The organism is Sulfuracidifex tepidarius (assembly GCF_008326425.1).
Lineage (GTDB): Archaea > Thermoproteota > Thermoprotei_A > Sulfolobales > Sulfolobaceae > Sulfuracidifex > Sulfuracidifex tepidarius.
The window spans coordinates 1,585,975-1,609,212 of record NZ_AP018929.1 but is presented as its reverse complement, the minus strand read 5'-3'; the positions used below and the strand labels follow the sequence as shown (position 1 = coordinate 1,609,212).

Sequence of the window (23,238 nt, the reverse complement as noted above, 5' to 3'; positions counted from 1 at the left end):
CATGAACAAATTTGATGTTGTAATCGTAGGTGGAGGCCCTGCAGGTCTTTTCACAGCTTACGAGATGGCAATAAGTGGAGCATCAAAGAAGTACAATGTTGTCCTGATAGATAAAGGAGTGAGAGCTCTGAAGAGGACTTGCCCTCTGATGTCTCCAAAAGAGAAATGTACGTTTTGTAATCCATGCCACATAACTTACGGAATAGGAGGTGCCGGAACATATAGTAGCGGAATAATAAATCTGAGACCCGATATAGGAGGTGAACTACAAGAGATAGTCAGAAGTTGGGATGAAGCGCAGAACCTGATAAATTATGTCGATGATGTCCTAGTAAAATTCGGGGCACCGAAAGATAGACTTTTCGAACCCGACATGGAGAAAGTTTTAGAGGTACAGAAGAAAGCTGCGAAGGTTGGAGCTGAATTTGTACCGATAAGACAGAGACATATAGGTACAGATAAGACACCGATAGTAATAGAAAACATGACTAACTTCGTTGAAAGTGAAGGGGTAAAGGTTTGGGAACTTACAGATGTCATGGAAATACAGAAGGTAGGGAATAAGTTCTCTATAAAGACTAGTAAAGGGGAAATAGAATCAAACATCGTTATGGCTGGCCCTGGTAGAGCTGGAGCTAAATGGTTCTTCGATCAGGCTAAGAAACTCGGATTAGATATGGTTCCTGGTCCTCTGGATATTGGAGTGAGAGTAGAAACTGAAAAATTCGTTACGGAGGAGCTAACTAAGGCTGTCTGGGATCCGAAGGTAATAATGTACTCAAAGAAATACGATGACAAAGTAAGAACTTTCTGTGTAAATCCTGGAGGGTTCATAATGAAGGAAGTTTACGATGACGGAACTATAGGCGTAAATGGAGAAACATACGCAGATAGAAAGAGTAATAATACAAATTTTGCATTTCTAACTACAATAAAGCTTTCCGATCCCCTTGAGGATACTATAGAATATGGAAAAAGCATAGCGAGATTGATGACCAGATTGGGAGGAGAAAGGCCAATCCTTCAGAGACTCATAGATTTTGAAAAGGGAAGAAGAAGTACATGGGAAAGAATAGAAAGATCTACAGTGAAACCTACCTTAAGAGATGTAACTCCAGGTGATATAAGCATGGGACTTCCTTATAGAGTAATAAGTAACTTAGTAGAAGGCTTAGAGAGACTAGACAACATAGCGCCAGGGATTTATTCGTCTAACACTTTGTTATATGCTCCAGAGATAAAATACTATAGTATGAAGGCTGTAGTAGACAGAAACATGGAAACAGTAATAGATAACTTGTTTGCTGCAGGAGATGGTACAGGCCTATCCAGAGGAATAAACGTAGCGGCAGCAACAGGTGTGTTAGCGGCAAGAGGAATTCTCCTCAAACTTGGCATTCTAAGCTGAGCAAGAAAACTGTTTTTAGAGTAAGCAGTAATATAACTTATTATGAGTTCGACTACGCTCTCAGAAATTGATTATAAGCTGATTATGGAATTACAGTATAACTTCCCAATCTCAGAGAGACCGTTCTTAGAGATAGGAAGAGACCTAAATTTAACTGAAAATGAAGTCATATCCAAGATAAAATATCTTATAGATAATGAGATTATAAAGAGAGTAGGAATGTATGTCAATTTTAGAAGTAAAGGCATGGTAGGAGCTTTAGTAGCATCGAACATTTCTCAAGATAACTTGGAATCTTTTAGGAGATTAGCATTAGGAATCAGAGAAATTACACACAACTTTGTAAGAGACCATCCAAGGTTTAACGTATGGTTTGTCATAAAAGATTATAGCAAAGAAGGACTGGCAGAAAGAGTTAGAGAGATTCTGAGAAAAGTGGGATGCGACGACTACGTGATTTTGTTTTCAAAGAAAAATCTCAAATTAAGTGTAAAGTATGACGTAATTAGAGGCGTATCCATGAGCGGGGAGAACGAAGTAACGCCTGATTATATACCCACAGCAGAAGAACTAGGTATAGACAAGGAGATGCTCAAGCAGTTATCCTATCCTCTTCCTCTAGTGGATAGACCATTTAAAGAGATAGCCGAGAGAGTTGGTAAGAACGAAGAAGAACTTATAGATTTGATTTTAAGGCTAAAGAAGCTTCATGTAATTAAAGATTACGGAGCTACGGTAAACGGAGATAAAGTAGGAATAAGAGAGAATGCAATGGTTCTAATTACGTCCGATAACCTAGAGGAAAGTTGTAGAAGCATAGCCTCCAATGTAAGAGAAGCTACCCACGTAGTACTTAGAGAAGCTGACAAAGAATGGGACTACTTATGCTATGCTATGATTCATGGAAAAGATAAGGAGGTAATCTATTCTTCTGCAAGAAAAATAGTAGAAGTTACATCGGCCAAAAGTTACATGATGCTTTATAGTTTAGATAATCTAAAACCCGGAATTGTTATTTAAAAATTTGGAATAACTTCCCTTAAAGCTCAATGAAGTTGTTACTTCTCTAAGCTTCTCTAAGAGCCTTTCATTTTTGTTTCCTTCATATTCTACATAAAAATAATATCTCCATGGAATGCTCTTTAATGGTCTAGAGTAAATCATGCTTAAATTTATCTTTTCCTCATAAAACTTGCCTAATACGTGATAGAGCGAACCCGACGTATGCGGTACGGTAAAAATGAGGCTAGACTTGTTTCCTTCTTTGGTTTCTTTCCTAGAAATTAAGAAAAATCTAGTTATATTCACATTATCTTCAATATTTCTGTCCAAAATTCTAAGATTATAGATTCTGGCAGCCATTTCAGAACATATAGCAGCAGCGTTGGGATCAACAGAGGCCAGCTCTGCAGCCCTGGATGTGCTCTCTACTGGGATTACCTTATCAAGAGATTTCCTTACAATATAATCTCTGCATTCTTGAATTGCATGTGGATGAGAATAAACTATATTAAATTTATCATTTTTTGACGCTAAAACTAAATTAATAGGAACCTCTATTTCTAAATTTATAAATAGATTTTTATAAAATAAGTTATCTAAGGTTTCATTTACCGGGCCTTCAAGAGAGTTCTCAATTGGTACTAAACCCTCATGACATTCTTTATCATTTATAGAATTAAATACATCTGTGATTGTGCCCTTCGGAATAAGTTCTTTCTCACCAGTGATCATAGTAGCTGCTTGATGAGAGAATGAGCCTATAGGACCAAGAAAACATATTGAGTTTACCACCAAAACTCAAAACCTCTTATTCAACAAATTTAGTCTCTATCCCTTCACTCACCATTTCATTTACGAAGGAATTTATGTTCTCTCTGCTAGGAACCTCAAATGTAATGTATATTTTTGTAAATCCTGGAGGAACGTCACTGCTTATTCTATCATGAACGATGTCTATTATATTACCTCTGACCTTGACCACGTTACTTAGGATTTTATTAAGATATCCTGGCTTATCCGGTACTATTACCTTTATTTTTACTACTCTCTTAGATATATACAACATCTTTTCTATAATATTTACAAATAGACTCATGTCAATATTTCCTCCACTTATAATTGAAACTACCTTAGAATTAGCAGAAGGAATCCTTATCTTGTCGTTAAGTATGGCTGCTAAAGAAGCTGCTCCGGCTCCCTCTACCATCACCTTTGACCTTTCGGCAAGGAGGAATATACTCTCACTTATCTCCTCATCATCAACTAAAACTATATCGTCTACTAGCTCATTAATTATGTCAAATGTTAGTGTTGAAGGCGTCTTAACCAGAATACCATCTGCAACAGAAAAAGAGGGTTCAACCGAAATGAGTTTTCCAGACTCCTTAGAGATTCTCATGGAAGGTGAAGCTGTGGTTTGAACACCTATTATCTTGATGTTAGGATTTTTAGCCTTCAGTGCTATACTTATTCCTGATATTAACCCACCTCCTCCTATTGGAACTACTACTATATCGGGAGAAACACTAAGAAGTTCTAATCCCAAGGTTCCTTGACCTGTTATTACGTTAATATCGTCATAGGGATGAATGAATATGCTTCCTGTAGTTCTCATAATTTCATTAGCCTTCTCTACTCCCTCATGAAGGAACTTCCCATGAAGAATCACATTTGCTCCATAGGATCTTGTAGCTAAGTATTTTGAGATAGGCGCAGTTTCAGGCATTATTATGGTCGATTTAACCCCAAGAGTTGATGATGCGTAAGCTACTCCTTGTGCATGGTTTCCTGCAGATACGGCAATTACACCCTTAGCCCTCTCACTCGGTGACATTGAGAGAAGCTTATTGAAAGCTCCTCTAACTTTAAAAGATCCAGTTTTCTGAAAATTCTCTAGTTTTAAGAACACATTACTTCCTGTTTTCTTGGAAAAAGTAGAGGAAAACTCGATGGGCGTCTCATGAATGTAAGGTGAAACTCTTTGTTTTGCGTCAATTATTTTATCAAATAGTTCCAAGTATTTCATATTGATCATTCTTTTTCCCAATACTTTGATAACTTTACGTATGTGTCTTCTAAAGTCTCAGAAATTACCTTTGTATTAGATACGACCGGCATGAAGTTAGAATCACCATTCCATCTAGGAACTATGTGAACGTGAACGTGGTTTTCTATGCCGGCTCCGGCGACTCTGCCTATGTTTATTCCTATGTTAAAACCGTGCGGATTATAGGAATTTCTGATTGAGTTCATGCTATCTTTTACTAAATGAAATAAGTCAATAACTTCATCGTCAGATAAAAGATCAATAGATGGAACATGCCTATAAGGAACTACCATTACATGACCTGTGTTATAAGGATACGCGTTTAATATCATAAAAGAAAATTTACTTCGCTTTACAATATAGTTTCGTTTATCGTTATCTTCACGCGTTACCCTACAGAAAAGACAGTCATTCACTTCAGTATTTTTAGAGGCGTTCTGAATATAAGTTGACCTCCATGGAGCCCATAAATTCTGCATAACATGTTAAGAATCAACATAGATTAAAGTTTTCTTACGAATTGCTAAGGAATATTACCAAGTTAGTCGAGTCTATTCTTGAGAGTCTCTTACTCCTTCTTCTGTTATTTCGAATACCACTTCTCCTTCGGGTAGATGAGGGGCATCTATCATCCTTGCGATTCTTTTACTTCCTCTACTCCGTTTAACCTGAAGTCTTATCCCTGGCACATGATATAGAGTATGTCCGCCTACTGCAGTCGTAGGATCTCCGTAAAACATATCTGGTCTAGCCATTACTTGATTCGTTATAACTACAGCTAAATCATACATTTCGGCTAACTTAGTGAGTTGGTGGAGATGTTTGTTTAATTTTTGCTGTCTAGCAGCTAAATTTTCCCTTCCCGTATAATCCGCTCTGAACTGAGCCATTACAGAATCTACTATAACTAATTTTATCGAAGGATCCTGAACGATTTTTTCCTGTAACTCGTCAACTATAGCCATTTGATGATCACTATTTACAGCTCTTATGAAATAAATATTGTTCATTGCTTGTTCAACATCTAAACCTTGGCCTTTTGCCATGGCTTCAATCCTTTCCCATCTGAAAGTACCCTCAGTATCTATATATACTGCCTTTCCATTCAATCCGCCTTTCTCCATAGGAAGTTGAACATTAATACTTATTTGATGGCAAATTTGTGTCTTTCCTGTCCCGTATTCTCCAAAGAACTCTGTCATTGTTCTCGTTTCAATTCCTCCTCCTAAAAGGCCGTCCAGAGCCTGGCTGCTAGTGGTTATTTTCTTTACAGTTAGTCTTTCCTTCTTAACTTCGAGAGCCGTTTTGAACTTTATATTGAGAGATTCTCTGGCCTCCTTTATTATTTTTTGAGCTGTAGTTAGAGGTATTCCTGCTGCTACGCTTAAGTCCTGGGCTGATGCTATAGCTATAGACTCTATAGTAGGATATCCCGCTTCCTGAAGCTTATTAATTATGTTCTGGCTGATTCCTGAAAGTTCCTCTATAGATTTAATACTCTTCTTACTTGTATTCTCTTGAACTTCTCCCATTTAAATCACCATCCACCGAAGTTAAACTTAAAATAATTCCCATAACCTAATATATTTATCCACCCTCTCTTAAATACCATCCTACATCTAAAGTTGGTATTACTTCTGTAACTATCTTGATCCCATTTTTCTTGTTTAATAGTGTTACATACGATATAAAGTCGCCATTTTTATCTACGGCAATTCCATCTCTAAATTCTATTTTTCTATCAATTAAAACTGGTTTTCCATAGGTCAATTTTTCAACTTTTGATTCATCTAATGTAATTTTATTTTTACATATTTTTGCTAAGATATTTCCCATAGAAATTGTAGGAAAGAACTTATTTCTGTGCCATTTTAGTACAGGAACTCCTATACTATAAGGAGAAAGATCTATCTTACTAAAGCCATTTAAAAATTCTTCATTCCTATTATTATACTTGATCATAAAAATTTGATCGAACTTTGAATGAGCTATAAAGAAACATTTGTCTGCGAAAATATTCTCATCTACCTCACATTCATATTGATCTATAGATTCTTTTAGGATAGAAATAAACTTCTTGTTAGAAAGCTTCTCAAAGGTTAATCTTTCTTTAGAAGACATATAAAGAACCCCTCAGAACCATGCAGATGTGGATATATCCTGATACAAGACGATACACTTTCGTCGAATTTGACGTTATTGAAATCCGTTATGCCACTGGAGAAACTGAATTTACTTGATTTCACAACTTTCATATCAAGCTCCGAAACTGCATAGTTGACCACGAATTCCCCTTCCTCAGGGCCTATACTGCATGTCGAGTAAACCATCCTTCCCCCACTATCTAATAAATCATAAGCCGCCTTAACAAGCTTTAATTGATTCAAAGCTAAACTTTTAAGATCTGTAGGAGATGTCTTGTTTCTCCTTGACTGATCTTTATAGATTATCCCTTCTCCAGAACAAGGTGCATCTAGCAAGATCTCATCGAACCTGAGAGGAGTTTTTGTAAGATTAATAGCGTCTGTTCTAACTATTATAGTATTTAAAACTCCTAATCTATTAATATTGCTTAGTAATGATTTAACTCTCCTTCTTGATTTCTCTAGAGCTACTATAGATCCTCCATTGCCCAAGAGCTGTGCTATTTCCGATGTTTTGCTCCCCGGAGCAGCTGCCATATCTAAGATTGAGTCCTTTACTGATGGGGAGAGTAACAGAGGGGGTATCATAGAGGATTTGGACTGAATATGATAGAAACCTTTTAAATACTCTAGGGATGCCCCAAGCGACGGTTTACTCGGAGATCTAATCACCTCATATCCTATTTCTACATCTTCTATCATCTTCAATTGAAACCGTTTTTCTTTCATTATTTTTTCAAAAGTAGATTTAGAAACTCTTAATGAGTTATACCTGATTGTCTTCTTTAAGGGAAAACTACAGCTCTCCAGAAAGTATGAAGCTTCTTCCTTTTCTCTAAATATCTCTAAATACCTAGATACCATGTAATCCATGACATGAAATCTCCTGCTCAAAGAAGGATCCGATTGCAAAGAGCTATAATCGAAAATTCTTTCATAACGTCTTAAGTAATCCTCTGGTGTAGTAACCATATATGATAGAAAGAGAAGTCAAGCTAAAGCTTAAATCTCCCTCTCTTGAGGAACTGGAAAAGCTTCTTGAAAGGAGATCAGTAAAACTGGACGAAGAAGTCCAAGAGGATATATACTTTAACTACAAATACAGAGATTTCAAAGATTCAGATGAAGCTGTAAGGTTAAGGAAGTCTAACAACGAATATGAACTGACATACAAAGGCCCGAAAACAGGAAATTATGGAAAGAGCAGAGAGGAAATAACAGTTAGAATATCCGAAAAGGACGTACAAAACATTAACATAATCATGGAGAGAATTGGATTATATAAAGCATTTACAGTGAAGAAGACTAGAAAGAACTTCAAAATAGACTCTTATATTATTTCTTTAGATAGAGTTGAAGGTTTGGGAGATTTCGTAGAAGTTGAAGGACAGGATGTGACAGAGAGTCAACTGAAGGACTTCTTTCAGAAATTCATAGATGATTTCCAAATAAAAGGGGAAGTAACAAATATCTCCTATCTAGAACTTCTATTGAGAGGTTATGATAAGAGCAAATAACATAGCTATCCTTACGGATTTCAGTCTCTCAGATAATTACAATGGGGTTATGGAAGGTACAATAAGAAGATTTAACAAAGATGTTAATATCACATATTTAAGTGGAAACTCGAAAAAGTTTAATGTTAAGAGCGCTTCATACTTACTTTATACTGGATACAGATTCTTTCCACGAAAAACAGTTTTCCTTGTAGTCGTGGATCCAGGTGTAGGGACTGAAAGAGATGCGTTATTAGTGAAGACACGAAATTACTTTTTCATAGGTCCAGATAACGGAGTTCTTTATCCTTCTATAATTGAAGACGGAATAGTAGAAATAAGGAAAATAAATAATCCCAAAGTCTTCCTTTCTAAGGAAATCTCTAAAACGTTTCATGGAAGAGATATATTTGCTGTTTCCGCAGCTCTTCTATCAACGGGAGTAGAGACTGAAGCTTTCGGAGATGTTAAGAGCCAAAACGATCTATACAAGTATGAATTAAAATATTATGAGAAAATCAATTATGGATTAAAGACTAAGGTCGTTTATGTAGATAATTTCGGGAATGTTACGCTTGGCATCACTTCACGTGAATTTAAAGTGAAAGAAAATCAGATATACGAAATAAATGTTAAAGGATTAAAATATAAAGTAACCTCAAAGAGGACTTTCGGTTACGGTGAAGAGAATCAACTGATTATTTATAGCAATGGGTATGGGTTTCTTGAAATAGGAATTAATAAGGGAAGTGCCTATCATACTCTGAAAACTTCAGAAGGAGATGAGATATGCTTAGAGGACTATACCCAGGGAGATTCCAGCCCTTCCACCTAGGTCACTTAGGGGTTTTAAAGTGGAGCCTTGAAAAAGTAGACGAGCTGATAGTGTTAGTAGGCAGTGCTCAGGAGAGCCACACTTTGACTAATCCGTTTACTGCAGGAGAAAGAATAGAGATGATACGTCAGACATTAGAAGAGAATAGAATAGACCTCACAAGAATTATGATAATACCAATACCAGATATTCTAATGAATAGCATTTGGGCATACCACGTAGGAATGTATGTTCCTTCTTTTTCAATACTCTTTGCTAGAAACCCTCTAGTAATCAGAATATTTAAAGAAGCTGGATATAAAACAATGATTCCACCGGCTTTTGATAGAGAGAAATACAATTCAACTTTAATCAGAAAATTAATCATTACTAATGGAGAATGGAAGGATCTAGTTTCAGAAAGTACATATTCTTTTATAAAGTCAATAAAAGGAGATGAAAGATTAAAAGAGATAGTCGGAACTGATAAGTGAGGTTTAAGGAAATGTATAAATTAGAAACTTTCTACAATGTTTTCCCTTGGCATACTAATCATTTCGGTTCATTACACGGAGGAATATACATGAATTGGTTAGTAGATACTGCAGGGGTTTTAATGTCATCAGTAAGCAAAGGAAATTACTTATTAGCATCCGTGGATTCCATTTTTCTAATTAAACCTGCAAGAATAGGAGATATAGTAAGAGTCGTGGCTGAGGTCACTGGCGCATGGAACACTTCAATTGAAGTCAGAGTTAAAGGTTGTATAAGCAAGGAAGGGAAGGAAAAGGAAGAGCTCGGTGCTTTCAGTTACATGACGTTGGTTGCCACAGATGAGCAAAACAGACCTAGGAAAATAAATATTGATGGTTTTCGTAATGGGGAGGAGAGCGAGAAGAGGAGAGAGAAGAGATTACAAAGGAGAAAGCAGGCAATGCTAGATAATGAAGACATCTTGAGTGATATGACGTTTTCTAGATCTTATACAAGGACAATTTATCCTGAACATGCGTTTGGAAATGGAATACTATATGCTGGAAAAATGTATACAATGCTAGACGAGGCTATGGCAGTAGTAGCCAAGATGTACTCTAAGGGAAACGTGTTCACTGTCTCTACAGGGTACGCAGATTTCCTGACTCCTGTGAAAGTAGGAGATATACTTGAAATTCAAGGGGCAGTAGAATATACTGGAAACACCTCACTAGATGTAGGAGGAAAGGTCTTCGCGATAGATTACTTTGAACAAAAGAAGAGGCTGGTAACTAATACTGTGTTCTCTTTCGTTGCTATCGACGAAAATAACAAACCTAGGCCTATAGAGAAAATAACGCCTTCAACTGAGAAAGAGAAGAGAAGATTTGAGGCTAGACTAAAGGAAAGAGAAGAAAGAATAAAGGACTCCAAAGCGGTTCAAAGTTCATTTACGTGTAACTGACCAATGGCACGACCTATTATATGAGCATGCCTTATAGGTTCTGGATATTTAACGAAAACTTGATAATATTCTATAATCTCTTTTGCAACGTTCAGTTGTAGATCAGTATTAATATAGACTGTCCCCTTCTTTGTTGGAATTCTAGTAATATTTTTTAGTACATTCATTATAACTTCTATCCTCATTTCGTCACTCCCAAAGTTCTTCTTCAATGCATTAAATATAGCTTCTGTGTTTGGTTTTTTTCCAAAAAAATATATATAATTCTCTGCTGCCTTAATATAGTTAAATCCGCCACAGATTACGCTATCAATTATTGTGAATTCACCTTTATGCAAGGAGTTAAACACGTCTGTAGCATCTTCACCGTCCACAGTCACAAAACCGAAGTCTACGTCTTGGACTGCATAATTAGAAAACGTAACACTTACTAACGGGGCCTTTCCTGATTTCCTTTTATAACTCAAAGGAAAATATCCGTCATCTACTCCAGACACTAGCAATTCTGGGGTCACTCTCCCTCAATATTTTTGTAACGAGGAATTTATCCACTGCTAGTGTCACCTCTTTCGTCTTTCCATATCTTCCCCTGTTAACCACCTTAGCGTTCAATATCCCTATCATGTCCAATTCATTAATTATATCGCTGACTCTTCGCTGAGTTACCACTTCTACTTTCAACTTCTTTGCAAGAGAGACATACTGATTATAAACTTCCCCGGTGCTCATTTTTTCGCTAGAGATGAGTATCGACGCTAACACTAGCTTAGAGTGAAAAGGGAGAGTAGAGACCACCTCGTGGACTCTGTCTTTTTCTATTTCACTTCTGGCCTCCTGAACTTCTTCTTCGCTGATTTTGTTTTTACCTTTTCTTTCTGCTATCTCTCCTGCTACCCTGAGAAGATCTAATGCCCTTCTAGCATCGCCATGGTCTCTTGCAGCCAAAGCCGAACATAAACCTATAACTACATCGTCCACTACCCCTTCCTGAAACGCTGATAATGACCTGACTTTCAAAATTTGAGTAAGCTCTTCCGCATTATAAGGTGGAAATACGATCTCCACTTCTCCCAGACTACTTTTTACCCTAGGATCCAAGATGTCAATAAATTGTATGTCGTTGGTTATGCCTATTATTGAAACCTTACTTCTGTTCAGTTCTGAGTTTATTCTAGTGAGTCTATAGAGGATATCATCGTCATATTTCTTTACTAAAGCATCTATCTCATCAAGGACTACGACTACGTTATTGCTTAGCGAAATTAGGGATTTAACTAACCTTCTATAGAGCTCGGCCAACGATAGCCCCGTAAATGGAACCTTGTCTCCGAGCCATTCAAGGAAATCAGCTATCACGCGATACGGCGTATCACTTTGCCTTGTATTTATATAGACATATGTAAATTTGTCCGGAATCCTTTTATGAAGATTTGACAAAACGAACTTCGTTACCGAAGTCTTTCCTGTTCCAGTTAACCCGTAAATGAAAATATTTCCTGGTCTCTCTCCCTTATAGAGTTGGACCATCACGCTTACGATTTCCTTGATCTGCCTTTCTCTATAAGGTAACTGGTCTGGAACGTAGTCTGGAAGAAGATATTCTCTATTCTTGAAGATGCTAGATTTCTTTATGTTTTCCAAAACTTCATCTATAATGTCGCTCATTCATAATTGGAGTTATCGCAATATTCTTAAAAGATGTACTCCATTTTACTGGGGAGTAAAATACCCCTCTATTTCCACTGGAAACAACTATGAAAGAGAAGATATATTATTATATTGTCCTACCCCTGTCTTTCTACTGGAGTTTCGAGATCAGTAATGATACAAGGATCTCTACACATAATCTATAACAGAATTAAAACAGTTTGTATAAAGTTGAGACTCTCTACGAAATTCTTTTCTTAAGAATCTCCAATGGAAATAGAGGGGTCCCTCTGATGTTCTTACTTATAGAGAAAATGTAATAAATTAAAATTTTCTCAAAAAAGTTAATATTTATCTACAAGAGTTTCATTAGGTTAACTTTTACCTAGTTATTTATCTAGTATATATTCTAGACATGTTAGTTAGGTTAGATAAGATCAAAAAGGTTCAAATATTTTACATTATTAGATAGATAATTATTATATGTAAGTATTCTAGCTACAGAGCACGACATGATAATTATCAAGGCTTTTAAAATAACGTACCAATAACAAGATAATGGGTAATAAGACTTTCAATTTGGTGATATTAGAATAAGGGAAGTCTATGGGAAGTATTATGTTTATATGGTAGAGAATGACTCAAGTGGTAAGAGGAGAGATCATTACGTTGGTCCTTTAGACGAGGTCGTGAAAATAGCATTGGGGGTCTTAGGGGTCCCCCTAGTATGGACCGGCCGGGATTTGAACCCGGGACCTCCCGGATGCCAACCGGGCACTCTTCCAGTCTGAGCTACCGGCCCTCTTCTTGAAACAATTAATTCATAAGCATAATAAGATTGACTATCGGTGATTAGTACCATACTCTCTTTGTTAATGAAAGAAATTTTTCTTTATCTTGAAACTTGAAAAAATCTTTATTTATTAAAATAAAGACTCATACAAAGAAGATGCGTTATGCTGAAGTATACGATTGAAAAAATCGAAAGTGAGGCTTTAAAGGATAATATGATGGGTGACCCTACAGAAAGAGAGGTTCTCACGTTACTCCCTCGTGAATCTAAGGAGAGACCAATTCTCCTTATAGAATTAGCAGGACTTAATTGGAAACCTACAGTTTCTAATAGATTTGGACAGATAATAGAAAAGCTATTTTCGACAAAAAAGTTAAAGAATAGTATTGTAATAAATCCTAATTTTAAGACTAGAATTTATGTAAATCAATATCTCAACTCCTCGATCCTTGGAAGGTATGAAGATTTCATAGTAAAAGAAATAATACCGTACTTTAAGGAAAGATATGATATTCAAGCTGTAGGTTTATTTGGTAAGTCCTCTGGAGGATTCGGCTCTTATTCAATTGCAGTAAGACATCCAGATCTGATTCAAGGTTTTGCTATGCATTTCGGAGATAGTTGTTTTGAATATATGTATATCCAAGACTTTATCTGTACATTAAAACTATTTGCTTCAATTAATCCGACTAAATGGTTGAAAGGTGTAATTAATAGTAAAGAAATTGCCGACAATGAAGTCTGCGCTGCTAATGTGATAGGCAGTGCCTATTTTTATTCTCCAAATCCTGAAAATGATCTCTATGCGGATCTCCCTATTGATTTAGAAACTGGTGGGATTAGAAGGGAAATTTGGGAAAAATGGCTATCCTATGATCCAGCAAAGAATGTAGTAAACTACAGGGACGAACTCAAGAGAATGAAAGGAATCTACCTTGATGTCGGAAATAAAGATGAGTATAATCTGTTTGTAGGAATGAGGACTTTGCATAAAAGGATGTCCGAGATAGGCATATCTCACGAATTTAAAGAATTCAGTGGAGGGCATTTTGGAAATTCTAATAGGTATGAATATTCTCTACCATTCTTAGAAGAAAAATTATCGGATAGATAGAAGGCGCTAGCCTAGTTTTATAGATATATCTTTTTCTAATATCTCTGATAATATCTTGTCCATGACATCTTTCTCTACTCTCAGGTCAATATGTTGAAGTTCTAGAAAGATCGGTTTGGTTAAATGTCTATAAAGAGAAGATTGATAGACCTCCAACGAGAGATCTCTTTTAATTTTTATATTATCTTTTTCCTTAGAGAATGTCTTACATCTTCTGCACTTGTATCCCTTATTTTTCCCGATAGATTCCATTTTCTTTCCGCACTTAGGACATGTGGGAACTTCCTCCCTCATATCATTTAATGAAATTACTCTGATCCGTTCAGCTTCAACTATCTTAGTGTTATTATATGAAGGTTTAACAGATCCTATTACTTCTATTACATCTCCATTTTTCAGTATTTTAGACATGGAGTTTAGCTCCCTTGTCTCTTTATATACTACGACAGGGGAATCGTATCCATTAATTATGACATGTCCTCCCTCAAGGACCTTTATAGAACTAACTTTGAATTCTATCTTAGTAGTCTGATAGAAATTAATTCCGGTTCTCCTTATATGGGCATCTGTCATTTGATTCGTCTTAAATAACATGAAAAAATCAATTGCCTCATATGCCTTCACTAAATTCATCTCTTCAAGTAACACGTAAGGAGTAGTTCCTCTTAATCCGTATAAAACAGGATCGGTACCATGAGATAAAATCAGAGGAACATCCTTAAAGTAGTCGTAATTTGAAGAGACTTTCGGAAATAGCTTTATATCTGCTCCAATTACTGAGTTTTTATCTAAGATCCTTTCTTTATCCCAGTTATCTTTGATTCGATAAGTAAGTAACTCAAAGGAATAATCTCCGTGAAAACCCATTGACGCTATGCTTCCGATAATTCCTCTATCACCACCTACAACTATATTCCTGTTCTTGGCAAAACGCTTTGCTAAGTCAGTGGTTACGACATCGGATAAGGCCATCTCGTAGAATCTCTCGATGTCATCCTTGACACCTATCAAGTCATTCGTTTTAGCTAGTGCATATCCAGGTTTCCTATTCATCTCAAATCCTTTAGAGATCTCAGTCACGTACTTGTATGAAAGGTTCTCTATAATCTCTTTTATTTTTAGTATAATGTCAGTATCTTCTGTAACTTCTATGCTAAAACTTACACTTGCATTTCCTCTCGTCTTCCAAGGTAAGTTCGGATTTAACCTAACTAATTTAGGAATTTCTTTTATTTCGAAACCTCTTTTCGCCAATTCTCTCATTAATAAGACAGAAAAATGAGTTGTACATCCAGCTTTGGTGGAGTCGTGGTCATCAACACCTATAATTATTTCCATGAGATATCATTTCTTAACTAAGCTCTTTCCCTCCATTATTACCATAGTTAACGTAGATCTAACTTTAGGTAACTTTCTTATTGTATTAGTTACAAAACTTTTCAATTTATCTGTATCATTCGTCTGTATTTTCACGACCAGATCATAAACGCCGTAGACTATGTCTATTTCTACTACCTCTTCTAGTGATACTAGTTTATCAAAAACTTCCTGTTCTCCACCTGGATCCGTGTTTATGAGGACTATTGCAGAAGGCAATTTTTCCCAGTAGTTTTAATACAACTTTGGTTATATGAACTTTACGGCATTTATGAAAATTTACGTATTGGAGTTTAATCAGGATGACCCTTCAAAGAACACTGCAAAGAAAATGATTAGAAAAGGATTAGCAGTAAAAACCAGGAGAGTATACGGAATAATCCTAAATCCATTGGTAGATAGAGTCCTTTCGATTAAAGACAAACCCGTAATTGAGAAATTTGGGATTACTGTTATAGATAGTTCATGGAACCAATCCGATGAAAGTTTCTTCCAAAGATATACAAGAAGCGGAAGAAGGCTCCCTTTTCTTCTAGCTGGGAACCCGGTGAACTATGCAAAGCCTTTCAAACTTTCGTCAATAGAGGCAGTAGCTGCATCGTTCTATATCATAGGGGAAGTAGAAATAGCTAAGTCTCTTCTTAGTTTATTTAAATGGGGTGATACATTCCTAACACTTAATAAAGAGTTACTGAATTCATATGTAGAAAAAAATGAGGAGGAAATAAAGGAAATAGAGAAAGAAGTCATGAATAAAATTATAGGTAAAGGGCCCCAGTAATAACCCGGCTTCTGTACAGGGGAATTTGGCTATGCGTTTCAGGAGGAATCAAGCTCCTATCATTTTCCCCCTACTTGCTCCGAGGAGGCCTGCCGTTTCAGACGTCCAGCTCCCTCTCACCTATTTTCAACATTCACATATTGAAAAATTGGATCATTTTCATTTGAGAGCTAGCCGTTACGTTTCTGTGCAGTAGCCAAGGGATCTCCCCTTGTTTCATAGCGAAACTCCTATTGAGCTGGAGGCCGGAGTTTCCTCAGCCTTTCGGCCGTTGTCCCCTACCGTGGCCCTTAAAAAATTTAAGGTGTAGGAAGTAGTTTAGTTAGCGCTATAACAAGACCTATCATTACTAAACTTGCAATTATTACTGCCTTAGGGTTTATTTTTATTCTTTCTATGTCTTCATCATAGTATCTTATTAGTCCTGCCATAGACGAAAGGGGAATGTTTTCTTTTTTCTTTTTAGATGCTGGCATTTTGCATCACTCAATACTCTTTGTCTGTTTTATCCGCCTTATAATTTTTGTCGCGTTCTCTATATTACTCTCTATAACGTTCCCTGTAACTATAATGTCAGCTCCTGCGGAAGCTATTTTCTCGGCTTTTTCTTCGCTTCTAATTCCGCCACCTACTATTAAATTTATTCTAGATATCTTCTTCACAGCGGATACCATTTCAGGTTTAACTGTCTCAGGAGATCCGGATCCAGCCTCAAGATAAGCGAAATCCATCCCCATGAATTCGGCTGCCATTACATATGCGGAGGCAAGTTCAAAGTTATCGAATGGTATCACTCTAGCTCTTCCTATGTGACCAGCTGTACCACCGTGGCCTATTATTATGTAAGCTGTAGATAAAGGTTCTAACTTGTTCTTCTTAATTATAGGGGCGCCCATCACCTGAGCCCCGATTACATAATAGATATCATCTGAGTTCAGAAGCGACATGAAAAGTACAGCGTCAGCTTTTTCTGAAACTATGTTAATATTACTTGGAAAAAGTATTTTTGGAATTTCAAAATCTTCTAATATATCTAAGCACAACTCAAGCTCGCTTTTCGATATTCCTAGAGTACCTCCTATTAGAAACGCGTCTGTACCAGCGTCATACAGCTGCTTTGACAACCTAGACAGTTCATCTATAGATCTAATCTTGTCTGGATCTATCAAAGAAAAATGCAAAGATCTTTTTTCATGTAACATCTCGTCAATGTAATTCTTCACTTTTCCTTTCATCTTCATGGTTTTCCTCTTCCTCGTCTATGTTGGTTTCCTCTTCATTTATTTCAATTTTTCCTTCTAAGTACATGTCTAGAAATTTTCCGTACGCATTAGCATTATCAAAAACTGGAGGTACTTCTATTTCTGCGTGAAGTCCGCAAGAACCGCAAGTTACATTTGCAACGCCATCTTTAATTTTAATGTTTATGCTGACCTTCCCACACCGTGGACATTCAAATGTACTAGGAACCTTTGGTCTAACTCTAATCGGTTTAGTCCTCTTCTTCCTCTTACCTCCCATTATAACCTACCTTTAATAGTTTTTTTCTTTTTTGAACTTTCTTTCTTTTCCGGCGTAACTAAATCTACAGTAATTACATAGGCAAAGGTTATGAATATAGCTACAATTGATGCTATGAAAACTATCTCAACTACATTGAGCGACATTAGCTATTCCCGTTTAGCAACTCCTTCCTTAGTTTTAAAGATTTTCCAGTGGAAAAGATTTCTTCTATTATTAATAAAAAATCATTACTATTTAAATAAATCGTCCTGATTTCGTCTTTTTCCTCAGCATTTTCTAAATATTTTAAATGATAACACAAGTAAGATTTATTTTTAAATACAGAATTGAACAAAAATGACTTACAGGAGCAAGACTTATTGCTCATTAAGTAATCGTAACCGTTTTTGCCCATGTAGATATAAACAGATAATATTGAATTTTTATCTATAATTTTAACTATATTTTCAGCGTAATGTCTATGTATTTTCTTCTCTTGTGACAACCTTCACTTCATCCTCGTTATTTGCTATGATTACTTTATCAATTAGGTTGTTGCAGAATATACCGGTCTCAAGTACACCAGTAACTCTCTTTAATTCCAAATCGAGCTCGCATAAGTTTCTATCTGAGTTGATGTAAATATCAAGAATCATGTTTCCGTTATCCGAAAATATGGTTCCTATCTTGCTATCTGATTCCCGTGGCTTTATCGAAATCTCTTTCTTCTTGAGGTAATCCATGACATATCCTTGAGCAAAAGGCAATACCTCTATGGGTACTCTAATGATAGTTTCGTTGGTAACTACTTTTGAGCTTTCCCCGATGTAGACCCTGTAATTGGAATAAGTAGCTAATATTTTCTCTCTGAATAGGGCTCCTCCTCCCCCTTTTATCATTACGGACTTGTCGATCTGGTCTAGGTAGAAGATATGATCAAAGCTATCGATATATATCTCCGGTCTTGTACCAGTGTAAATTGAGATTACATTGAAACCATGATCTCTGAGCCTTATCTCTGAATCTATAGAGGACGTTATAAATAACTTATCGATAAATTTATCTTTATTTTGATAAATTCTTTCTATCAAAGCTCTTACAGTTTTACCAGTACCAATTCCAATTACTCTCTTATTATTTAAAAGATCTATTGAATAGGAAGCCAGCTTCTCTTTTAAATCTACCATATCAACTGAGTTATATAAACAAGGAATATATATCTTGAATGGGATCCGTAGCTTAGCTAGGACAAAGCGAGGGCCTCCGGAGCCCTAGAGCCCGGGTTCAAATCCCGGCGGATCCGCTAACTTTCCTGGTTATCAATTGAGATTTCTACTATAATTAAAATAACGCCAGGCAGGGTCCTTTTAAGGGAACCCCATACAGAGTTTTCTTAAGTAAAGTAGCTTTACTTATTACTATAAAGTTGTCGTAAAGGTTTGTTTCTTTATTAAAATTTTCTTACTAAAAAACTGTTCATCCTACAACAATATGTTCATAAAATACTTCTATAAGAAATGATAGAAGAGTGTAAGAAATCTAGTCAGTTATTGCATATAGCATAAGGCTTAACAATAGAAAAAAATAAAGTAGTTTCGTTTGTTGAGGTTTAATTGTGGTCATCTAATGTTTGAAGAGGACTGGGACGAGGAAGACTGGGAAGAAGAAGAGTGGGAAGAAGAAGATTTAGATGATGAAGATTTAGATGATGACTGGGAAGAAGACGAGTTTTAGAAAATTATAATTAATTTTTATTTTTAAACATAAATATTTTTGGTGGTAAGTGTGAGGCTAGCAGTCATAAATTATGATTTTTGTAAACCAGATAAATGTAGCACAGAATGTATTTCATACTGTCCTATCGACAGATCCGGAGGTAAAGCAATAGAGTTGGCTGAAATTGTAAAAGGTAAGCCCGTTATATATGAAGAAACGTGCATAGGATGTGGTATATGTGTAAAGAAATGTCCTTTTGAGGCAATCACGGTAATTAACCTTCCAGATCAATATGAGGGAGAACTTATTCATCGTTATGGGGTAAACGGATTCAAGTTATTCGGAATACCGACTTTAAAAGAGGGATTTATTACAGGAATTTTAGGTAAAAACGGAACTGGAAAGACTACAATGTTGAAGATTATCTCTGGAGAACTTATTCCTAATTTTGGTGATACTCAAGGTCCCTCCAGTCAAGAAGAAGTTTTAAGACGATTTAAAGGAAAAGAGATGTATTCATATTTTAAGGATCTTTATTCAAAGGAGATAAGAGTAGTTCATAAAATACAATATGTAGAATACGCTGGGAGGTTTCTTAAAGGTACTGTAGCAGAAGTTTTAACGAAGGTTGACCAAAGAGGTAAGGTAGATGAAATAAAAACCCTTCTTTCAATGGAACGTTTTTGGAATAAAGATTGCAAAGTCCTCAGCGGAGGGGAACTCCAAAAGCTTCTCATAGCCGCTGCGTTAGCGAGAGACGCTGATGTATACGTCTTCGACGAGCCTTCCTCTTACCTTGACGTAAGAGAAAGAACAAACATGGCCAAAGCAATAAGAGAATTGACTAAGAACAAATATGTAGTCTTGGTGGAACATGATCTGGTAGTTTTAGATTTTCTTGCAGACTTTCTAAATATTGTTTATGGAGAAGGTAGTATTTATGGTAAAGTCTCTAAAGTCTATTCTGCAAGGGTTGGTATAAACAATTTCTTGAATGGCTTCCTTCCAGCAGAAAATATGAAAATAAGACAAGACAAAATAGATTTTGTGATAAAGGAATTATCTGAATTAGATTTTGCTAAAGGAGTTAAAGAAAAAATAATATGGAGTGATATTTATAAGGACAATTCAGGCTTCAAGCTTAAAATTAACAGTGGTAAGGCTAGAGAGGGAGAGATAATAGGAATAGTAGGACCTAACGGAATAGGTAAAACCACATTTGTAAAAATATTAGTAGGAGAATACAAGCCGGATGTAGGAGAAGTCATACCTGACGAATTAAGACTTTCATATAAGCCCCAAGTTATATCTCCGAATAGTGATCTAACGGTTAAGGATTATCTTGAGAATGTAAGTAAGGACGTTCTTTCTAATTCATCATGGTTTTATGTAGAAGTGATAAGAAGATTAGGATTACATAGATTACTCGAATCAGTTGTCAACAATCTCAGCGGAGGGGAACTCCAAAAGCTTCTCATAGCCGCTGCGTTAGCGAGAGACGCTGATGTATACGTCTTCGACGAGCCTTCCTCTTACCTTGACGTAGAAGAGAGATATGTTGTAGCAAAAGCTATAAAGAAAATTACAAGAGAAAGAAAGTCAGTTACATTTGTGGTAGAACACGATCTATCGATTCATGATTATATTGCAGATAGGATATTAGTATTTTCTGGAACGCCTTCAATTGAAGGAGAAGCGAAAGGGCCCTTCTCTATTAAAGAGGGAATGAATATTTTCCTCAAAGAGCTTGGTATAACTTTCAGAAGAGACGCTGAAACCGGAAGGCCTCGTGTTAATAAACTCGACAGTTACTTAGATCGTTTACAGAAGGAAAAAGGAGAATATTACTCTATAGCTAAAGTTTCCTCATAAGAGCAAAAGTTTTTAGATTATAATTCTCATCCTTTATTCAAGATGAAATCTACTATCAGCGTGTTAAAAGCCGATATTGGCTCTCTAGCAGGCCATCACATGGTTCACCCTGATACAATTGCGGTTGCGACTAAGGTTCTATCCGAGGGAAAGAAGCAAGGCATAATAAACGACTTCTATCCTACTTTCGTTGGGGATGATATGGAGTTTATAATCTCACATAATAGAGGTGAACTAGATCAAAAAGTACATGAGCTTGTATGGAATGCTTTAAAGGAGGCTGCTAACAAGGCAAAGGAATTAGGTCTATACGCTGCTGGTCAAGATCTTCTTTCAGATTCTTTCTCTGGCAATTTAAAAGGTATGGGACCTGGAATAGCTGAAATGGAAATAGAAGAAAGACCTTCAGAACCCTTCGTAGTTTTCATGGCTGACAAAACTGAGCCTGGAGCATTCAATTTACCTCTATATAAGATGTTCGCTGACCCGTTTAATACTGCAGGCTTAGTCATAGATCCAGCATTGCATGACGGATTCAAATTTGAAGTTCTGGATGTCTATGAAGGAGAATCAATTGCACTTAACACACCAGAAGAATCATACGATTTGTTGGCATTAATAGGGACTCCCGATAGATACATTGTAAGAAGAATCTATAGAAAGCAAGACAACATGCTTGCTGCAGTAGTAACTACGGAGAGATTGAACTTGATAGCAGGTAAATATGTTGGAAAGGACGACCCTGCAATGATAGTGAGAGTTCAGCATGGTCTACCGGCGTTAGGAGAGACTTTAGAAGCATTTACAGTTCCCTATCTAGTTGCTGGATGGATGAGAGGTAGTCATTACGGTCCATTGATGCCTGTATCTCAGAAAGATGCTAGAGCGACAAGATTTGATGGACCACCCAGACTAGTAGGACTTGGCTTTAACCTAAAGAATGGAAGATTAGTAGGACCATCAGATCTATTTGATGACCCTGCATTCGACGAGGTGAGAAGAAACGCTAATATTATAGCTGATTACATGCGCAGACACGGTCCATTCATGCCTCATAGGTTAGAGCCACAAGTAATGGAGTACACGACCCTTCCAAAGGTCATGGAGAGATTAAAGGGCAGATTTACCAAGGAAGAAGGATCTAAAAAGGCTAAGGCAAGCATATATACATCTACTGAAAGTAATGAATAGGTGTTGGGCTATAGGCACAGTCTATACTAAGGATATAAAGCATATGGCAGAATTAATATATGAGAAATATACAGAAGATGTGACGAGCGATTACCAGAAAAACAAAGAATTGGTTAAGAAAGTAGTAACAGTTGAATCTAAAGTAGTAAGAAATAGACTAGCTGGATATTTAACTAGGTATTATAGTAAAGCCAAGAACAAGGCTGCAGCTCAAGAGTCAATTGAAGAGGAGGAAACAGAAAGCTATGCCTAAATTTGTATTTGAAGGTCCTTTAGTTTCTTTTTTCGGGAAATCTCTTATTGCAGAAGATGGATCTCTTTTTGAAATATTATCAAGATTGGATAAATCTAAAGTTATTTTAGATTCTTCTGGAAGAATAAGACCGGGCATCTTGGTATTACTAAATGGTAAGGATATCAGGCTTTTTGGCAAAACCTTAAATGAAAAAATCCTTTCTGGTAACGATGAAGTTAGATTTATTCCCGTAAACCACGGTGGATGATAATGATTTCTATTTCAAAGGTAAAAATAAACAGGAAGGAAGAGATCTCTTCCTTATCGACGTATGATGGGAAAAACGTATCTCAGGTTTTAGGTTACTTACCTAGTGACATAATTTTAGCACAGTCATGCTATATATTTTTTAGATCTATTCAATATCTAAACAGGATGAGAGTTAGAAGTCCTGAAATGTTTTTCCTAATGCTCCTTACCTCTTCACCGCAGATTAAGGACGCAATCTCATCGTCCAAAATAAATATACCAGGCGAGAACTATCTGATAAAGTGTAATTCCTGTAGGTTAAGCTGCGATCAGGATGGAGTTTCACCGTTGACTCGAGAAGATAGGATACGTCTGACTTTAAATGCAATAACTTTCGCTTAACTGTAGCTA

Annotated in this window: 28 protein-coding genes, 2 tRNA genes, 1 other RNA gene and 1 pseudogene; 15 read left to right on the top strand and 17 right to left on the bottom strand. The window is 36.4% G+C overall.

Annotation, left to right across the window (positions count from 1 at the left end; translation table 11 throughout):
- Position 1: 1 nt before the first annotated feature.
- Both IC007_RS08280 and IC007_RS08275 read left to right on the top strand, forming a co-directional pair.
- Positions 2–1,408: an NAD(P)/FAD-dependent oxidoreductase gene (locus IC007_RS08280; protein WP_149528604.1), complete on the top strand. Its 1,407-nt coding sequence runs from the start codon at positions 2–4 to the stop codon at positions 1,406–1,408.
- A 42-nt stretch (positions 1,409–1,450) separates the two neighbouring features.
- Entirely contained in the window at positions 1,451–2,428 is a 978-nt protein-coding gene (locus IC007_RS08275; RefSeq protein ID WP_054844887.1) for an Lrp/AsnC family transcriptional regulator, read from the top strand.
- Here IC007_RS08275 and IC007_RS08270 read toward each other — a convergent pair.
- The 6 genes from IC007_RS08270 to IC007_RS08245 form a co-directional block, all read right to left on the bottom strand.
- The gene (locus tag IC007_RS08270; protein ID WP_232048878.1) at positions 2,405–3,202 is read right to left on the bottom strand and encodes a prephenate dehydratase; all 798 of its coding nucleotides are present in this window, start codon (positions 3,200–3,202) and stop codon (positions 2,405–2,407) included. The genes IC007_RS08275 and IC007_RS08270 overlap by 24 nt on opposite strands.
- 16 nt (positions 3,203–3,218) lie before the next feature.
- Entirely contained in the window at positions 3,219–4,436 is a 1,218-nt protein-coding gene (gene ilvA, locus IC007_RS08265) for a threonine ammonia-lyase (RefSeq protein ID WP_149528603.1), read from the bottom strand.
- Positions 4,437–4,441: 5 nt separating this feature from the next.
- Complete coding sequence (locus tag IC007_RS08260; RefSeq protein ID WP_054844889.1) at positions 4,442–4,936, bottom strand: HIT family protein; 495 nt, start codon at positions 4,934–4,936, stop codon at positions 4,442–4,444.
- 72 nt (positions 4,937–5,008) lie between these two features.
- Entirely contained in the window at positions 5,009–5,989 is a 981-nt protein-coding gene (gene radA / locus IC007_RS08255; protein ID WP_149528602.1) for a DNA repair and recombination protein RadA, read from the bottom strand.
- Between the two features lie 55 nt (positions 5,990–6,044).
- Entirely contained in the window at positions 6,045–6,578 is a 534-nt protein-coding gene (locus tag IC007_RS08250) for a hypothetical protein (protein WP_054844890.1), read from the bottom strand.
- Positions 6,557–7,573: an NOL1/NOP2/sun family putative RNA methylase gene (locus IC007_RS08245; protein WP_054844891.1), complete on the bottom strand. Its 1,017-nt coding sequence runs from the start codon at positions 7,571–7,573 to the stop codon at positions 6,557–6,559. Before IC007_RS08245 ends, IC007_RS08250 begins: the two co-directional genes overlap by 22 nt.
- Before the next feature lie 2 nt (positions 7,574–7,575).
- On the opposite strand from IC007_RS08245, the gene cyaB reads away from it, so the two are divergent.
- Genes cyaB through IC007_RS08225 form a run of 4 tightly spaced genes read left to right on the top strand, consistent with a single transcriptional unit; the run spans position 7,576 to position 10,349 of the window.
- Positions 7,576–8,118, top strand: coding sequence for a class IV adenylate cyclase (cyaB, locus tag IC007_RS08240; protein WP_054844892.1), 543 nt, complete (start codon positions 7,576–7,578; stop codon positions 8,116–8,118).
- Positions 8,102–8,932, top strand: coding sequence for an SAM hydrolase/SAM-dependent halogenase family protein (locus tag IC007_RS08235; RefSeq protein WP_054844893.1), 831 nt, complete (start codon positions 8,102–8,104; stop codon positions 8,930–8,932). Before cyaB ends, IC007_RS08235 begins: the two co-directional genes overlap by 17 nt.
- A complete protein-coding gene (locus tag IC007_RS08230; protein ID WP_054844894.1) occupies positions 8,887–9,405 on the top strand; it encodes a nicotinamide-nucleotide adenylyltransferase in 519 nt (172 codons plus the stop codon). The genes IC007_RS08235 and IC007_RS08230 overlap by 46 nt, the downstream gene beginning before the upstream one ends.
- Positions 9,406–9,416: 11 nt before the next feature.
- Complete coding sequence (locus IC007_RS08225) at positions 9,417–10,349, top strand: acyl-CoA thioesterase (RefSeq protein ID WP_054844895.1); 933 nt, start codon at positions 9,417–9,419, stop codon at positions 10,347–10,349.
- On the opposite strand, the gene IC007_RS08220 is transcribed toward IC007_RS08225, so the two are convergent.
- Together IC007_RS08220 and IC007_RS08215 are read right to left on the bottom strand one after the other, a co-directional pair.
- Positions 10,325–10,852, bottom strand: a complete 528-nt coding sequence (locus IC007_RS08220; RefSeq protein ID WP_054844896.1) for an endonuclease dU — start codon at positions 10,850–10,852, stop codon at positions 10,325–10,327. The genes IC007_RS08225 and IC007_RS08220 overlap by 25 nt on opposite strands.
- Positions 10,830–12,014: a Cdc6/Cdc18 family protein gene (locus tag IC007_RS08215; RefSeq protein WP_054844897.1), complete on the bottom strand. Its 1,185-nt coding sequence runs from the start codon at positions 12,012–12,014 to the stop codon at positions 10,830–10,832. The genes IC007_RS08220 and IC007_RS08215 overlap by 23 nt, the downstream gene beginning before the upstream one ends.
- A 608-nt stretch (positions 12,015–12,622) precedes the next feature.
- Here IC007_RS08215 and IC007_RS13840 point away from each other — a divergent pair.
- A pseudogene (locus IC007_RS13840) lies at positions 12,623–12,715 on the top strand (putative integrase); the annotation flags it as partial.
- A 9-nt stretch (positions 12,716–12,724) separates the two neighbouring features.
- Here IC007_RS13840 and IC007_RS08205 read toward each other — a convergent pair.
- Positions 12,725–12,798, bottom strand: a tRNA-Ala gene (locus IC007_RS08205).
- A gap of 154 nt (positions 12,799–12,952) precedes the next feature.
- Between IC007_RS08205 and IC007_RS08200 the strand changes: the two genes are divergently transcribed.
- Entirely contained in the window at positions 12,953–13,903 is a 951-nt protein-coding gene (locus tag IC007_RS08200; RefSeq protein WP_232048877.1) for an alpha/beta hydrolase-fold protein, read from the top strand.
- A 6-nt stretch (positions 13,904–13,909) separates the two neighbouring features.
- On the opposite strand, the gene IC007_RS08195 is transcribed toward IC007_RS08200, so the two are convergent.
- Both IC007_RS08195 and IC007_RS08190 read right to left on the bottom strand, forming a co-directional pair.
- Positions 13,910–15,241, bottom strand: coding sequence for a tRNA(Ile)(2)-agmatinylcytidine synthase (locus IC007_RS08195; RefSeq protein WP_149528601.1), 1,332 nt, complete (start codon positions 15,239–15,241; stop codon positions 13,910–13,912).
- 6 nt (positions 15,242–15,247) lie between these two features.
- Positions 15,248–15,499, bottom strand: coding sequence for an Lrp/AsnC family transcriptional regulator (locus IC007_RS08190; protein WP_054844899.1), 252 nt, complete (start codon positions 15,497–15,499; stop codon positions 15,248–15,250).
- A gap of 52 nt (positions 15,500–15,551) precedes the next feature.
- On the opposite strand from IC007_RS08190, the gene IC007_RS08185 reads away from it, so the two are divergent.
- Positions 15,552–16,061 (top strand): DUF367 family protein, encoded by a 510-nt coding sequence (locus IC007_RS08185; protein WP_054844900.1) that lies wholly within the window; start codon positions 15,552–15,554, stop codon positions 16,059–16,061.
- On the opposite strand, the gene rnpB is transcribed toward IC007_RS08185, so the two are convergent.
- The 6 genes from rnpB to rpiA all read right to left on the bottom strand — a co-directional run bounded on the left by rnpB (position 16,050) and on the right by rpiA (position 18,751).
- An RNA gene (gene rnpB, locus IC007_RS08180) (RNase P RNA component) lies at positions 16,050–16,351 on the bottom strand. The genes IC007_RS08185 and rnpB overlap by 12 nt on opposite strands.
- A 9-nt stretch (positions 16,352–16,360) precedes the next feature.
- A complete protein-coding gene (locus IC007_RS08175; protein WP_054844901.1) occupies positions 16,361–16,537 on the bottom strand; it encodes a preprotein translocase subunit Sec61beta in 177 nt (58 codons plus the stop codon).
- A gap of 6 nt (positions 16,538–16,543) precedes the next feature.
- Positions 16,544–17,302 carry a phosphoglycerol geranylgeranyltransferase gene (locus IC007_RS08170; protein WP_054844902.1) on the bottom strand — a complete coding sequence of 253 codons (759 nt, stop codon included), beginning with the start codon at positions 17,300–17,302 and terminating at the stop codon, positions 16,544–16,546.
- Positions 17,268–17,582, bottom strand: a complete 315-nt coding sequence (locus tag IC007_RS08165) for a transcription elongation factor (protein WP_054844903.1) — start codon at positions 17,580–17,582, stop codon at positions 17,268–17,270. The genes IC007_RS08170 and IC007_RS08165 overlap by 35 nt, the downstream gene beginning before the upstream one ends.
- Positions 17,583–17,727: 145 nt before the next feature.
- Positions 17,728–18,069 (bottom strand): SWIM zinc finger family protein, encoded by a 342-nt coding sequence (locus tag IC007_RS08160; RefSeq protein WP_054844904.1) that lies wholly within the window; start codon positions 18,067–18,069, stop codon positions 17,728–17,730.
- Positions 18,044–18,751: a ribose 5-phosphate isomerase A gene (gene rpiA / locus IC007_RS08155; RefSeq protein ID WP_084739554.1), complete on the bottom strand. Its 708-nt coding sequence runs from the start codon at positions 18,749–18,751 to the stop codon at positions 18,044–18,046. Before rpiA ends, IC007_RS08160 begins: the two co-directional genes overlap by 26 nt.
- A 41-nt stretch (positions 18,752–18,792) precedes the next feature.
- On the opposite strand from rpiA, the gene IC007_RS08150 reads away from it, so the two are divergent.
- From IC007_RS08150 to IC007_RS08120, 6 genes are all read left to right on the top strand, one after another.
- Positions 18,793–18,867 (top strand) — tRNA-Arg (locus tag IC007_RS08150).
- A 482-nt stretch (positions 18,868–19,349) separates the two neighbouring features.
- Positions 19,350–21,152, top strand: coding sequence for a ribosome biogenesis/translation initiation ATPase RLI (locus IC007_RS08140; protein WP_054844905.1), 1,803 nt, complete (start codon positions 19,350–19,352; stop codon positions 21,150–21,152).
- Positions 21,153–21,194: 42 nt separating this feature from the next.
- Complete coding sequence (fbp, locus tag IC007_RS08135) at positions 21,195–22,343, top strand: fructose-1,6-bisphosphate aldolase/phosphatase (protein WP_149528600.1); 1,149 nt, start codon at positions 21,195–21,197, stop codon at positions 22,341–22,343.
- A 10-nt stretch (positions 22,344–22,353) separates the two neighbouring features.
- A complete protein-coding gene (locus tag IC007_RS08130; protein ID WP_149528927.1) occupies positions 22,354–22,596 on the top strand; it encodes a 30S ribosomal protein S17e in 243 nt (80 codons plus the stop codon).
- Positions 22,565–22,846, top strand: coding sequence for a Urm1-like protein (gene urm1 / locus IC007_RS08125; RefSeq protein WP_162302174.1), 282 nt, complete (start codon positions 22,565–22,567; stop codon positions 22,844–22,846). The genes IC007_RS08130 and urm1 overlap by 32 nt, the downstream gene beginning before the upstream one ends.
- A gap of 2 nt (positions 22,847–22,848) precedes the next feature.
- Complete coding sequence (locus IC007_RS08120; protein ID WP_149528599.1) at positions 22,849–23,229, top strand: hypothetical protein; 381 nt, start codon at positions 22,849–22,851, stop codon at positions 23,227–23,229.
- The last annotated feature ends 9 nt before the right edge of the window (positions 23,230–23,238 follow it).

Coding starts and splice junctions, on each gene's coding strand:
- IC007_RS08165 (WP_054844903.1), bottom strand. CDS start 17,582: ATGGGAGGTAAGAGGAAGAAGAGGACTAAACCGATTAGAGTTAGACCA.
- IC007_RS08250 (WP_054844890.1), bottom strand. CDS start 6,578: ATGTCTTCTAAAGAAAGATTAACCTTTGAGAAGCTTTCTAACAAGAAG.
- fbp (WP_149528600.1), top strand. CDS start 21,195: ATGAAATCTACTATCAGCGTGTTAAAAGCCGATATTGGCTCTCTAGCA.
- IC007_RS08120 (WP_149528599.1), top strand. CDS start 22,849: ATGATTTCTATTTCAAAGGTAAAAATAAACAGGAAGGAAGAGATCTCT.
- IC007_RS08170 (WP_054844902.1), bottom strand. CDS start 17,302: ATGAAGATGAAAGGAAAAGTGAAGAATTACATTGACGAGATGTTACAT.
- IC007_RS08185 (WP_054844900.1), top strand. CDS start 15,552: ATGAAAATTTACGTATTGGAGTTTAATCAGGATGACCCTTCAAAGAAC.
- IC007_RS08175 (WP_054844901.1), bottom strand. CDS start 16,537: ATGCCAGCATCTAAAAAGAAAAAAGAAAACATTCCCCTTTCGTCTATG.
- IC007_RS08195 (WP_149528601.1), bottom strand. CDS start 15,241: ATGGAAATAATTATAGGTGTTGATGACCACGACTCCACCAAAGCTGGA.
- IC007_RS08200 (WP_232048877.1), top strand. CDS start 12,953: ATGCTGAAGTATACGATTGAAAAAATCGAAAGTGAGGCTTTAAAGGAT.
- cyaB (WP_054844892.1), top strand. CDS start 7,576: ATGATAGAAAGAGAAGTCAAGCTAAAGCTTAAATCTCCCTCTCTTGAG.
- IC007_RS08280 (WP_149528604.1), top strand. CDS start 2: ATGAACAAATTTGATGTTGTAATCGTAGGTGGAGGCCCTGCAGGTCTT.
- ilvA (WP_149528603.1), bottom strand. CDS start 4,436: ATGAAATACTTGGAACTATTTGATAAAATAATTGACGCAAAACAAAGA.
- radA (WP_149528602.1), bottom strand. CDS start 5,989: ATGGGAGAAGTTCAAGAGAATACAAGTAAGAAGAGTATTAAATCTATA.
- IC007_RS08260 (WP_054844889.1), bottom strand. CDS start 4,936: ATGCAGAATTTATGGGCTCCATGGAGGTCAACTTATATTCAGAACGCC.
- IC007_RS08230 (WP_054844894.1), top strand. CDS start 8,887: ATGCTTAGAGGACTATACCCAGGGAGATTCCAGCCCTTCCACCTAGGT.
- IC007_RS08245 (WP_054844891.1), bottom strand. CDS start 7,573: ATGGTTACTACACCAGAGGATTACTTAAGACGTTATGAAAGAATTTTC.
- IC007_RS08215 (WP_054844897.1), bottom strand. CDS start 12,014: ATGAGCGACATTATAGATGAAGTTTTGGAAAACATAAAGAAATCTAGC.
- IC007_RS08275 (WP_054844887.1), top strand. CDS start 1,451: ATGAGTTCGACTACGCTCTCAGAAATTGATTATAAGCTGATTATGGAA.
- IC007_RS08235 (WP_054844893.1), top strand. CDS start 8,102: ATGATAAGAGCAAATAACATAGCTATCCTTACGGATTTCAGTCTCTCA.
- rpiA (WP_084739554.1), bottom strand. CDS start 18,751: ATGGTAGATTTAAAAGAGAAGCTGGCTTCCTATTCAATAGATCTTTTA.
- IC007_RS08225 (WP_054844895.1), top strand. CDS start 9,417: ATGTATAAATTAGAAACTTTCTACAATGTTTTCCCTTGGCATACTAAT.